The organism is Allobosea sp. LjRoot9 (assembly GCF_964252745.1).
Lineage (GTDB): Bacteria > Pseudomonadota > Alphaproteobacteria > Rhizobiales > Beijerinckiaceae > Allobosea.
Map to the genome: position 1 here is coordinate 502620 of NZ_CAXUPC020000001.1, position 12453 is coordinate 515072.

General features: G+C 63.2%; 10 protein-coding genes. 3 read left to right on the forward strand and 7 right to left on the reverse strand.

All coding sequences use genetic code 11. From position 1 onward, the window contains the following. Positions 1-20 precede the first annotated feature (20 nt). Positions 21-923: an orotidine-5'-phosphate decarboxylase gene (pyrF, locus tag ACSQ3P_RS02480; protein ID WP_436164070.1), complete on the forward strand. Its 903-nt coding sequence runs from the start codon at positions 21-23 to the stop codon at positions 921-923. A gap of 112 nt (positions 924-1035) precedes the next feature. Here pyrF and ACSQ3P_RS02485 read toward each other — a convergent pair whose 3' ends face one another. Further along, on the reverse strand, positions 1036-1743 hold the full coding sequence (locus ACSQ3P_RS02485) for an SDR family NAD(P)-dependent oxidoreductase (RefSeq protein WP_436164071.1): 708 nt from the start codon (positions 1741-1743) through the stop codon (positions 1036-1038). Between the two features lie 213 nt (positions 1744-1956). On the opposite strand from ACSQ3P_RS02485, the gene ACSQ3P_RS02490 reads away from it, so the two are divergent. Next, entirely contained in the window at positions 1957-2889 is a 933-nt protein-coding gene (locus tag ACSQ3P_RS02490; RefSeq protein ID WP_436164072.1) for a LysR family transcriptional regulator, read from the forward strand. 118 nt (positions 2890-3007) lie between these two features. On the opposite strand, the gene ACSQ3P_RS02495 is transcribed toward ACSQ3P_RS02490, so the two are convergent. The 6 genes from ACSQ3P_RS02495 to ACSQ3P_RS02520 form a co-directional block, all read right to left on the reverse strand. Continuing rightward, complete coding sequence (locus ACSQ3P_RS02495; RefSeq protein WP_436164073.1) at positions 3008-3568, reverse strand: GNAT family N-acetyltransferase; 561 nt, start codon at positions 3566-3568, stop codon at positions 3008-3010. 220 nt (positions 3569-3788) lie between these two features. Further along, the gene (locus ACSQ3P_RS02500; protein ID WP_436164074.1) at positions 3789-4238 is read right to left on the reverse strand and encodes a hypothetical protein; all 450 of its coding nucleotides are present in this window, start codon (positions 4236-4238) and stop codon (positions 3789-3791) included. A 977-nt stretch (positions 4239-5215) separates the two neighbouring features. Beyond that, the gene (locus tag ACSQ3P_RS02505) at positions 5216-8674 is read right to left on the reverse strand and encodes an AAA family ATPase (RefSeq protein ID WP_436164075.1); all 3459 of its coding nucleotides are present in this window, start codon (positions 8672-8674) and stop codon (positions 5216-5218) included. Beyond that, entirely contained in the window at positions 8674-9891 is a 1218-nt protein-coding gene (locus ACSQ3P_RS02510; protein WP_436164076.1) for a metallophosphoesterase family protein, read from the reverse strand. Before ACSQ3P_RS02510 ends, ACSQ3P_RS02505 begins: the two co-directional genes overlap by 1 nt. A gap of 616 nt (positions 9892-10507) precedes the next feature. Continuing rightward, positions 10508-11128: a DUF1801 domain-containing protein gene (locus tag ACSQ3P_RS02515; protein WP_436164077.1), complete on the reverse strand. Its 621-nt coding sequence runs from the start codon at positions 11126-11128 to the stop codon at positions 10508-10510. A gap of 166 nt (positions 11129-11294) precedes the next feature. Continuing rightward, on the reverse strand, positions 11295-11699 hold the full coding sequence (locus tag ACSQ3P_RS02520; protein WP_436164078.1) for a VOC family protein: 405 nt from the start codon (positions 11697-11699) through the stop codon (positions 11295-11297). A 101-nt stretch (positions 11700-11800) separates the two neighbouring features. Between ACSQ3P_RS02520 and ACSQ3P_RS02525 the strand changes: the two genes are divergently transcribed. After that, positions 11801-12445, forward strand: coding sequence for a TetR/AcrR family transcriptional regulator (locus tag ACSQ3P_RS02525; RefSeq protein WP_436164079.1), 645 nt, complete (start codon positions 11801-11803; stop codon positions 12443-12445). The last annotated feature ends 8 nt before the right edge of the window (positions 12446-12453 follow it).

The following is a 12453-nucleotide window of genomic DNA, read 5'->3' on the forward strand; positions in this document are numbered from 1 at the left end:
GCGAGATTATGGGGGAGACCATGAACGCTCGAACATGGATTGAAATCGTCGAAGACAATGTCGGCCGATATGGCGAACTTGTCGCCGGCATCGACCCATCTCTCGCCGATATGCCTCGGTTTTTTGAACGCGACGATGCCGGGGGCTGGGTCGACCGTTTCGTGAATTTCATCCTCGATGCGGTCGAGGGCCGCGTTGGCTTTGTGAAGTTTCAGTCGGCCTATTTCGAAGCCTGCGGCCTGGCGGGACTTGCGGCCCTTGCCTCCGGAATGAATAGGGCAAGAGCGGCGGGCATGGGCGTCATTCTCGACGCCAAGCGGGGGGATATCGGGGCTACGGCTGCCGCCTATGCCCGCGCATATCTGACGCCAGCCTCGGAAGGCGGAAGCGGCGATTTCGAAGCCGACTGCCTGACCGTCAATCCTCTGATGGGCCCAGATACGCTGGAGCCCTTCATCGAATGCGCCAACCGCTTCGGGAAAGGTCTGTTCGTCCTCTGCCGGACATCGAATCCGGGAGCAAGCTGGCTCCAGGATAAGATGGCGGGCAACCGGCTGATTTCCGATCGCGTGGCTGACCTGATCGGGAGCTTCGCAACTGCGGACCTGCGCTCCTTAAGCCCGATCGGCGCCGTGGTCGGGGCGACAGTCCCGAATGAAGGCCGGCGTTTGCGCCAACTCTTGCCCAACTCCATCATCTTGGCGCCTGGTCTGGGAGCTCAAGGCGGCGATATCGGCAGCATTCACTCTCTGCGTGGCAGCCACCCCGGCGATTTGCTCGTTCCTGTATCGCGAGGACTGACCCGGGTCGAAGATCGCGATATTCCAGCCGAACTCTATCGCCACATGATCATCGAGAGGATTGGCAGCTTCAAAGCCGCGATCGCCTATGACTATACCGATAGTCAGATCAAGTCGGCGTGATATCGACTTGCGCGTGACGTTGCCGGCTGGGCTGGGAGCCCCGACGAGAGCCAAGCTGATCAACCGATCCGTTTCGGGACCATTCGCTTGACAACGCAATGCCTCGTGGCAATCACCACGGAACCGTGCGCCCGAGGTAGTCGAGATATTGCAGCCCGGCCTTGCCCTCGACACTCATCAGGACGTTGACGAGACTTGGCACGCTGTCCTCGATGGTCAGGCGAGCGTCCGGGCCCCCTAGTTCCGTGCGGACCCAGCCGGGCGCCATCAACACCATCGCCCTCGAACCGTCAGCATGACGCGCCGCGAAGCTGCGCATGAAGGTGTTCAAGGCCGCCTTGCTGCCGCGGTACACCTCCCGCATTCCGTTCGTGTTGTTTGCCACGCTGCCCTGGCCCGATGACATCACGCCAATCGTGCCCGTGGGTGGAACGAGATCCTGCAGCGCTTCGACAACGCGCATCGGGCTCAGGGCGTTCGTCACCATCACATGCACGAACTCGTCCGTGGAGACCTCGGCGACTGTCTCATCTGGATTGGTGTTGGTGATGCCGGAGTTGACGAACAGGACGTCGAATGCCCGTCCAGTCAGGCGGCTGCGCAGCGCTGCAATCTGATCTGGAAAATTGACGTCGATGGTTTCGATCTGAATGCGGCTGTCGGGTTTGGCGGCGAGGTCATGCAATTTGGTTCGGCTTTCGCCGCGGACGGTGCCAACCACGCTCCAGCCATATTTGAGATACTCCTCGGCCATGGCGTAGCCGAGGCCGCGCGAGGCGCCGATGATCAGAACGGTCTTGGTCGAGGTTGAATTCGGCATTGTGGGATTGCCTTCGCTAGTCGTGCGGGAGCGCGTTCGGCAAACTGCCGACGTCGCAGGCTGAGCCCGCATCGCCTGTCCGGTGCTCGTTGTTGTCAGCCGGATCATGCAGATCCGCACGGCATGGCGGAAGGCGCACCGGATGCATTGAATAGCTGCACAAGACGCCATGTGATGAGCTGGACTCGCGCGCCGCCATGCTAGGCTTCCTATATGGCCAATATCGACCTGAACCTTCTCATTGCCCTGGATGCGCTCCTGACGGAGGGCAGCGTGGCCGAGGCGGCCCGCAGGCTAGGGCTGAGCTCATCGGCAATGAGCCGCACGCTCGCGCGGCTGCGCGCCGCGACGGGTGATCCGCTGCTGGTACGGGCCGGGCGCAGTCTCGTGCCGACGCCGCACGCCACCAGTTTGCGCGAGCGCGTCCCGGCCTTGACGCAGGAGGTCCGTGCGCTGCTGCAGCCTGCCGCCAGAGACTTGGATCTCGCTGTCCTGGAGCGGGATTTTACGCTGCGCGCCAACGAGGCTTTCGTGCATGTCCTCGCTGCACGGCTTGTGGCGGCAGTCACGCAAGCGGCTCCAAGGGTGCGCCTGCGCTTTGCGCCAAAGCCAGACAAGGATGTGCGCCCATTGCGCGAGGGTTTAGTGGACCTGGAAATCGGCATCCTTGGCCAAACTGGCCCGGAAGTGCGGGTGCAGGCGCTGTTTACTGATCACTTTGTTGGTGCGGTTCGTCCGGGCCACCCGCTTCTGATGGGAGAAGTCACGGCCGAGCGCTTTGCGGCGTGCGGGCACGTGATCGTGTCCCATCTCGCGCATGCGGTCGATCCGGTGGATGAGGCGCTCCGTGCCCTTGGCCTTGCACGGGATGTCGTGGTGGTGGCGCCAAGCTTCCCGGCAGCGCTCGCGATTGCATGCGCCTCGGACCTCGTGGCGCATGTCACGGCATCCTGCCTCAGCGCCGAGCAGACGCATCAGGGCGCATCGCCCCGCATCGAAGCGCAAGGCTTCGAGCTGCCGGTGCATACGGCCGCATTTACGATATCTCAGATGTGGCATCCACGAATGGACGCTGATCCGGCGCATCGCTGGCTGCGCGGTCTGGTGCATGGCGTATGTCGTAAGAAGAACGGCGGCTCCTCATAGGATTGAGCTGCTGGGTCACGTTCCAAAGCGCAGGCTGCTCCGTCCGTTTTCCATAGGCTCGAGCCCGTTGCGCCTTTTGTCTGGTCGATAGTCCCGCATAGGGTTGCACAAGGCGAGCTCAGCCCTGGCGTCGCCACTCGCTTGCGAGCAGCGCGTAGAGCACATCGTCACGCCAGACCTCGCCGACGCGCAGATTGTCGCGCAACAGGCCTTCGCGGCTGAAGCCGAGTTTCTCGATCAGCGCGATCGAGGCGGTATTGTCGGGGTGGATGAAGGCCTGGAGGCGATGCAGGCCGAGTTCGGCAAAGCAGAAGTCGATCATCACTGATACGGCCTCCATGGCAAAGCCCTGCCGGTGGCGCGCCGGGTTGATGATATAGCCGATGCTCGCGCGCCTGCTGCGGATATGGCCGTCATGGTAATTGACCAGCCCGAGGCAGCGGTCATCGCCCGCCTCAGTCACCGCCCAGAAGCGATAATAGGATGGCGTGCAGTCGATGAAACTGCGCACGGCCCGCTCGGTTTCGATGGGCCTCGTATAGGCCGGCTGGTTCCAGAAGCGCATCGCCTCGGGGTCGGCGAAGCATTCATGCATCGCATCTGCGTCATCGGCGCGAAACTGGCGCAAGCGAAGGCGCGGGGTCGAGAGGACCGGGTGCGGTATGGATTGCTTTGCCATCGAGGCCTGCCAGGAGACGCAAACCCTGCCACCGAATGGTCGAGCCGGCCAGTCCCCGGCAATCATGGAATTCGCTTGCGGCCCAATTCGGTCCGTCGGGGGCGGTGGAGCAAACACGGCGCCACCGCCCCGTAGACTTGACTGGACCTGACTATTGCGGATCCCGGAGCCGAAGCTGAGATTCAGCTCCAGGCAGCTGTTTTCAGGCCGCGATCACGCCTTACTGCTTGAAGCCGATCAGCACGCCATCAGCGCCAAGAGAGAGCTGAAGCCCTTGCCGGCGCGCGGCCAGTCGCAGGGTCACTCCCTTGTCGTTCTGCAGCCAGACGCTGCCGCGTCCCCGATTGCCGACAGCCCAGCCTTCCTTCAGCTGGACATAGGCACCGGCGAGATCGGACCTGTTCTTGAGTCCGTAGACAGTTCCGGAGGCGACAGTGCGCGATGCGCCGATCGAACCCAGGCCGATGCCGCCGACCGTGATCGGATAAGAGCGGCCGTGGTAACGCAGCGTACCGCCGCCAACCTCGCCGGAGGCGACAAAGCCCGCCTGAACCTGCTCGATGCTAACGGTGCCGGTCGCCGGACCAAGTGAGCGCGACTGCGCCATGGCCGGCGAAGCCAGCATGAGAAAAGCTGCTAAGGAAACTGCCGTTTGCCTGATCGTCGTCATTGTTCTGCTCCTCGCGCCTGATTGGCGGTGTGACTGATCAACTCGCGAAACGCGATTTCGATCCCGACGGGAGCGGCGTGGGTCGAATCTCCGGCTCCGGGCAATGTCCTGATGTCTGCAGTTGGCAGTTCGCCGGTATCGGCAGATCGGCTGTCAGGCAAGTCATGACGCGCGCCGGCCGGTGGGCGGATAGGGCGCGAAGCTGACAGCAATCCGGCGGTGCGACGACATCTCTGCGCCACAAGCGGGGAGGGCCGGCAAGCGCCCGTTCCGGCTTTCGGGCCGGCTGGAGCGCGCGGCGGCTATGGCGTCGTCATCGATCGAGCGGGAAGATCGACCAGGCTTGCGCGGTGTCGCCGCTGGCGAGCCATGCAAATCGAGACGGCGGCGAAGTTCAGGTGGAGCGGGGCTCTCGTGGCGGCTGGTAGAACGTCCGAGACGGCAGCTATGTCGGTCGCGTTCTTGGAAAGATGGGAGTGGTATCGCTCGCGCCCCGCCGATCTGCGCGCTCTCGTCCTAGAGCATTTCCGCGTTTCTCTGAATCACGGAAATGCTCTACCTCCTTGTTTCAACGCATTTTCTTCACGCGAACCGGTGTCCACTTCGCTCGAAAATGCTCTAGCAACGATGTCGGAGGCATCGGTCGAGGCAGGCGAATACGTCGCCCGCGCGGGCGAGCCCAGCAGTCACTGGTACGGGCTGATCAGCGGCTATCTGCAGATGTAGGTCGTCACATCCGACGGCGACGAGACGACCTACATTGCCTGCGCGAAGGCTCGCTGCTCAAGCAAGAGAGGCTACTATAGGGCGGACGGCAGAACGGCTGAATTTCGCGCCGAAGAATCGGCGATTATTACAGGCTGGACGTCTGCGTGCGCGCTCCGGAATTCGCGATATCGGCCTTTAAAACCCTGCAAGCGGACTTCGCTAAGGTCGCTGACGGGCCAATGCGGAGCTGCCTCCTGCTCGCTTCTCCCTCACGCAGGCAATTCGTGCACGGTGATGGCGGGGCAGATCCTGCGAGCGATGCTGATCAGGTGGTGGTGATGAGTGGCCACGATAACCTGCCCGGTTTTGGCCATCTCGGCGAGAAGACGGCAGGCCTCCTCAGAGCGGAAATCGTCGAAGGTCTCGAGGATGTCGTCTGCGATGAACGGCAGCGAGGGACGGGTCTTGGCGAACTCGTGATAACCGGCGATGCGCAGCGCGAGGTAGAGCTGAGCCCGCGTGCCGGTCGACATGTCCGTGGCGAGTTTCGAGCCGCCCGCGGCCATGACGCCCAAGAGGATTTCCTTGTCGCCGCTGGGCTGGGTCTTGAGGCCGGAATAGGCGCCCTTGGTGATCGTCCGGAAGGCCTCCGAGGCGGATTGCAGCATCGAGGTACGGTGCGTCTCGCGATAAATCTGAAGCGCCTGGTGGGCAGCTGCGATGCCCAGTCTCCGGCGAGCGAAGGTGATGGCCTTCTCCTCGAGCTCGACAAGCAATGTCCGGCGCTCCTCATCGAGCCGCGCGACCGCATCATCGCCTCCGATCGCCGCGAGCGCGCGATCTGCCTGCATGTGCCGAGCGTGAAGTTCGTGAGCTTCGCGATCCTGGCCTTCGAGCCGCGCTGTGAGCGTGGCCGCCTCGGTTTCAAGCTGTGACTGATCGAGCTCGGCCAGGAGCGCTTCAGCGGCGTCCAGCGACTGGGATCGACAAGCTGCAGACACGCGCTCGCCCAGGAGTTTCAGCTGGCGCTCGAGGTCGGAGCGGCGGTTGGCCTGGTCGATCATGGCGCTGACCTCGAGCAGCGAACCGACGCCGAAGAAAGCGGTCAGGGTCGATGCTTCAGCCTCGTGCAGCGCCATCCCTTCCACAGCCTCACGCTGCACGATCTCGGCCTGGTCGAGGTCGGCTTGTTTGCTGCGGCGCTTTTGGTCGTTCAGGCGCGCGAGCTCAACTCGCCGGCGCAGGCCCGAGGCGAGTTCGAGAGGATCGTCGTCGTCTGCGAAGCCGAGCGTGCCGGCGATCGACTGCACTGTTTGGACGAACTGCTCCTGGTCTCGCTTCATGGCCTCGATGCGGTGGCTGAGACTTTCGCGTTCGACCTCCAGGGGCGGAATGTCCGCAAGCAGGGAAAGGATCTGATTGAGCTCGTCGGGTCCGGGCGGGGAGGGCACTTCACCGAGCCAGCAAGATCCAACGGCAGTTGTCCAATCCCGTTGCCATTCGTCATCGATGGCTTGCGCCTCGGCGAGATCTCGCTTGCGCGCGCCGAGCTCGGCCGCATGGGTTTCTACGGCCTTTGCCGCGTTGGCGAGATCGGAACGTTGCTTCTTCTGCTGATCGACGATTGCCTGCAGGCTAAGGAGAAGGCTGTCGAAGGCGGCGTCGGGCGACGCGATTCCAGCAAGCTTCAAGGCGGATGTCAGCCGCTCGATCTGGGCGGCGGCATCATCTTGAGCGGCCTGAAGATCGGCCGATGCCGATTTGAGGCCGGCATTGATGTCGAGAACCGACAGGCGACGCGACAGCCAGCGATCGAGTTCGCTCAAACGCATGTCGGCCGGCAGCCCGATCGCGGCGAGAGCGCCTGCCGTTTCGCGTTCCAGAACCACCTTCAGCTCGAGCGCCCGGCTGTGGAGATCCTCGACCCGCTTCAGCCTGGCGGAGGCTGTCGCCATCGCCTGCACGGCTTGCCGTAGCTCGGCAGCCTGGCTTGTCTGGCGAAGTTGCGCATCCGTGATCGCGTCATCCTGCCGCAACGCGCTCTCAAAGGCTTCGGCCGTGGCATGGTCCATGGCCTGGCGATGGCTGAGCCAGGCATCATCGCGCCTGGTCCGGGCCGTGAATACGGCGGCATCATCGACGAGCCCTGTTGCGGCTTTGATCGCGTCAATTTTCGCCGAGAGCTCGATTGCGGTGTTGGTCAGGCTTTCAATGTCAGAGCCATGCGTGGCCAGGGCCTGGCGGATCGTCTCAGCCCGGCCGCGCCAGTCTTCGATCTGATCTGCCGTCGGCACTCTGGCCGCGTTGAGCTGATCGATTTCGCCAGACCACGGGCCAAGCTGCGAGACCTGGTCTGCGAGCTTCTCTCTGAGGTCGACGACGATGCGGCGCGCCGATTTTTCGCGGGCGACATGGTCGCTCGCCCGCGCCTGATCGAGAACGAGCTGCAGCCTTGCTGCCGACGCCTCATCGGCCTTGGCCGGCCCGAACCCTTCGAGAACCTGCTTCGCCACGGCAGCCGCCTCGCTGGCGCGGATATGTTCTCTCCCCGCGGACTGCAGCCTTTCGCGGATCCCCGATCGCCGATCGATCAAGCCGCGGAATTTTCCGACAAGCGAGGCCGACAGCACCAGTTTCGAAGGGTCCGCATCCGGGCGATCGAGCCGTTCGGCGAGCTTCTTCAGGTTGCCGGTGATGACGGCGAGTTCGGATTGCCGCTTCGGGACGTCGAGTGCAGCGACGTAGCGCGCCTCGCCAGTATGCAGGGCGTCGATTGCGGGGCCGGCCGCGAGGATGGACGGCTCGACCTGAATGCCATCCCGCTCCCGGCGAATCCGCTCTACGCTGGCCGAGGCGATCTCGGATGCAGCCTTGAGGCGGCCATCGGCGGTGATGAGCTCCGGCAGGCGTTCGGTCCAGCCGGCTGGCGGCTGCGGCACGTCAGCCAGGTTCGACAGGTTCTGGCGAAGGGCCCTTATGGCGGCCAGATCAGGCAAGGCCGAGAGGTAGCGGTTGATCTCGTCCAGACGGAGCTTCGACTTGCCGCGCTCGGCCAGCGAAGTTTCGTACTTTGCCGCGGCGTCGTTCCTGTCCTGGACAAGTTGCGCATGGGTGGTGGCAAGGACGTTGATCTCGTCCTTCCTGGTTTTCAGCGCATCGAGCCTAGTCTTGAAGCTCGCGAGTTCGGTCGACCGGGCGCGTGCCTTGTGAAAGGCGTCAGTAGTCTCCTGCAGCCTGGTGAGGGTCGAGCCGAAGGCGGCCAGGCCGGCGCTGGCGGAGAAGAGCAATTGGCCGAGCTCACCCTGGCTGGCGAGGATGCTCTCACCGCCGAGGCGCAGCGTCTCCTCGTCAAGACAGAACATCATCCGATAGGCTTCGCGGTTGATGCCGGAGAGGCCTGCGGTCAGCACGCCCTCATCGATGGCCTGGCCACTCGCATCCCGGAGCCGAGCCCCCCGTTTGACGCGCACCACCTCTCGCGTTCCGCTGGGCAGGTCGAGAGCCGCGCCGAGCTGCATGGTGTCGTAGCCGTGCAGGAAGTCGTAGGGCGAGCGCTGACCGATGCCAAAGAACAGGTCGACGATGGCGGCCGTGAGCGTCGATTTGCCAGCCTCATTGCTGCCGACGATCAGGTGGAAGTCCGGCTTGCCGTCCTCGGGGCTGCCGAAGTCGAGCACATGGTCGGTGAAGCGGCCGAAACGCGTGAGATCGAGGCGCCGGATCCGCATCAGGCGCGCGGCTCGCGGTCGGCTTCATGCAGATGGGCGATGACGTCGAGCGCGCCATCACGGGTCAATTGCGCGACGGCCTTCTCGAAGCCGGCCTCATCCTCTCCAAAGATCCTGTGGAGCTCGCGAGGCAGTGCGCCTCGAAGCTCCGTGACGATCTCGCTGGCCTGAAGCCGGTAGGCATCGGATTTCAGGACGTCGCTGGAGATGAGCTGCGACAGCTCCGCGACGGCGCTGGCGCTGTCGATCGCTGTTCCCAGAGGTTCGGAGCATTCAGAGCTGATCTTTTCGATCCAGGTCTTGCCGATGATCGCGGCTTGTTGCTCGGCTTCGGCGAGCAGCATCTCGGTGTCCCGGCGCAAGCGCCAGGTGAGGGGTGTTGCGCCGGTGAGCTGGATACGGGCGATCAGATGATCAGATGCCGTGGCTTCGCACTCGGCCGCCAGTTTGCGACCGATCGCTCGCATGGCATCCGGCCAATCCTCGACGCCGGACAGGTCCACCATGACGCGCTCGAATTGAGCCGTGCTGGTGCGGTGCTCTTCGATCTGGATGGTGCCGTCATCGTTGACTGTGACGAGGCTGACCGATTTCGCGCCGCTCTCGTTGATGTCACGGCCCTGCGGGATGCCGGGCATGACGATGGCGGGCTTGTCGAGATGAACCTGGCGCTTGTGAACGTGGCCGAGCGCCCAATAGTCGAAACCGGCCGCGGCGAGGTCGGCGACGTTGCAGGGGGCATAGCGATCATGGCCTTCGGCGCCGGCGAGGCTGGTGTGCAGCAGCCCGATATTGATTGCGCCGTCGACCGGAGGCTTGAACTTCGGCAAGAGGCTCTCAAGGGCATGCGGCCGCGGGAAGCTGATCCCATGAATGACGACGTCCCGGCGGCCTGTTTGACTCGGCAGGGAAATCGCCCCGGCAGAGCCTTTGAAGAAGGTCACGCTGTCGGGAAAGACGAGCTCCGTCGTTATCCGGGACATGGCATCATGGTTGCCGCGGATGCCGAAGGTGCGGATGCCCGCTTCATGCAGCCGGCGGAGCTGTGCGGCGATGAAGCCGGCGGTCTTCATGGAGGTCTGGTCGCCGTCGTAGAGGTCGCCCGAAATCAGGAGGGCGTCGACCTTCTCGTCCAGGCAGAGATCGACGATTGCGACAAACGCTTTTCGCGTGGCGTTCGCGACCAGATCCGCGAGCTCGGGGTTTCGCAGCGCCAAAGACTTGAGCGGCGCATCGATATGCAGGTCCGCGCAGTGAACGAAGCGAAAGCTGAAAATGACGTTCGGGCTCCCATCCCATCAGGATTCTTGTCGATCGAGCATACGCCAAAGAAGCCCCTTGGGGAGGGACGGCCCCGCATTGTCAGCCGGTATCTCGCTCCCGGACCTGTGTTTTCAACCCGAATCTGGGGCACCAATCGATGAGGTTGAGGTCCTGCGGAATACGGGACTAGCCTGATGGTTCGGGATCGCCTGGGCTGTGCTGCATCTCTACGCTGCCAGGATAAGCTGAGCGCCAATCTTGATCGCGAATAAATACAAGCCTCTTGGGGGAGGCGTTGTGGCCAGTGGCCTCGCCGAGGTCGCGCTCGGGCGGCTAGGCCGCGTCGAGAATAGGATGGGCGCCATCCTGTTCGTGGCCAGCGACTCCAGCCGGACCGCTGAACCGCGCCACGACCGGACCCTGGCTTTGGAGCGGGACGGGAGGGTTGAAACCGGGAGCGCGACAGATCGCGGACCAACGGGTTTGGCCGTGCGCGTTCACACCCGCCATGGAGGATTTCCGTTCGGACCGCGCTTGCTGAGCGGCTGTCTCCAGTGGCGGCGAAAGCTTTCAGCCGCCTTTCGCATATTTCCAGAACCGGCCCTTGCCTTCGGCGATCCAGGCAAGTGCCTCGTCGATCCGCTTGTCGCGCGTGGCTTCGGTTTTCGCGTCGGCGATCCAGACAATGTACTCTTTCCGGAACGACGCCGACTTGCTCTCGAATATCGTCTTGACCGATGGGGAAGCCGCAAGGCGATCGACGAAAACGGACGGCGCGACGACGGTCTTGGCGGGCGCGGATGAGGTGCGGGGCGCGACCTTCGCGCCTTGCTCGTTGAGCACCATGGCCTCCCGGATCCAAGCGATAAGCTCGGCGTCGACAGGGAGATCGGCGAGACTCGTCAACTTCCCCATGAAGCGTTTGGACGACGGCAAATCGACGCTCGCCTTGAGCCGCGGGTCGCTCATCAGCGAGCTCTTCCAGAAGGAAAAAGCGCAATGCGACTTGTAGGCGGCAAAAATGCACATCATCTCGCCCCGGTAGTCGAAATGGGGGATTCCCCATTTCAAGGTTTCGACAACCTCCGGGCAGGTCGAGCGGACAACGCCGCGTAGATGCGCCAGGATCGGCTTGGCGAATGCTTCGACGCTTTCGGCATATGCGTCGACCTTGGGTTCTGGACCAGGCATCCTGACGTCGCCTCTTGATCGAATGATCTATGGGTGGTTTCGAGAATCGAGCGCGCCCTGCTCGCGCGTCTTCGTTGAGGATCGGTGCGCCGGGCCAGAGACCCCGCCTTGCATTGGCGCTTTCGTCCAAATCGATGGAGCCCGGCCGCCTCGGCGCGCGTGGCCGCTATTGCATGGCGGAGGGGTCCATCCACAGAACCTCCCAAACGTTCCCGTCCGGGTCCTCGATGTGGCGGTTGAACATGAAACCGAGGTCCTGAGCTGGATTCGGATCGGCGCGGCCGCCCGCCGCCACGCCTTTTTCGATCGTGGCGTCCACCTCGGCCCTGCTGTCAGCGGTGAGCGCGATGAGCATCTGGCTCTCGCGCCTGGGGTCCCCGATCGGCCGCGCGGTGAACTGTCGGTAGTGCTCGTGGGTCAGCAGCATGACCCCGATCGAGTCCGAGAACATCACGGAGCTGGCCTTGTCGTTCGAGAACTGCGGATTCAACCTGCCCCCGATCGCAAGATAGAAGCGTGTCGCCGCCGGCAGGTCGCGCACTGGCAGATTGACGAAAATCATCCTAACCATCTGTCTGGCCCGTTCCTCAGGTGCAGTACTAGTCGGTCTAGTACTGTAACCTTGCCTATCACGCGCGGAACGGAACCGTCTAGTACCGAACTGGGGATGGCATGAAGGTTGATGGCGAAACCCGCTCGGCGCGCAAGGAGCGTGAGATCATCCACGCGGCCACCGTGGCGTTCGTGAGCCAGGGCTATGATGGAACGAGCATGGAGGAGATCGCCACCAAGGCCGCCGTCTCCAAACAGACGGTCTACAAGCATTTCGTCGACAAGGAGACGCTCTTTGGCGAGGTCATTCGTGCGTCGGCCGCTCAGGCTACCGAGGCCTTCGATGCGGTCGCCGCGTTGCTGACCGAGGCGGAATTCATGACGGGGGGACTGCAGAAGGTCGCCCGACGCTTCATGTCGATGCTGATGGACGACGAGCGGTTGAAGTTGCGACGCCTCATCATTGCCAACGCCGATCGAATGCCTCAGCTCGGCCGCGACTGGTATGAAAAAGGCTTCGAGCGCATGCTCGCCTCGATGGCGACCTGCTTCCAGCAGCTGACAGACCGGCAGCTTCTTCGGACACCCGACGCGTATTTGGCCGCGAGCCATTTCTTTGGAATGTTGCTCTGGATTCCGATGAACGAGGCGATGTTCACGGGTAATACGAAGCCGCGCTCCCAAGCCGAGCTTGAACGCCATGCAGACGCGACGGTCGAAACATTCCTCATTGCCTATGGCGAGCCGGCGAAGCCTTCGACGTAATCAGCCCG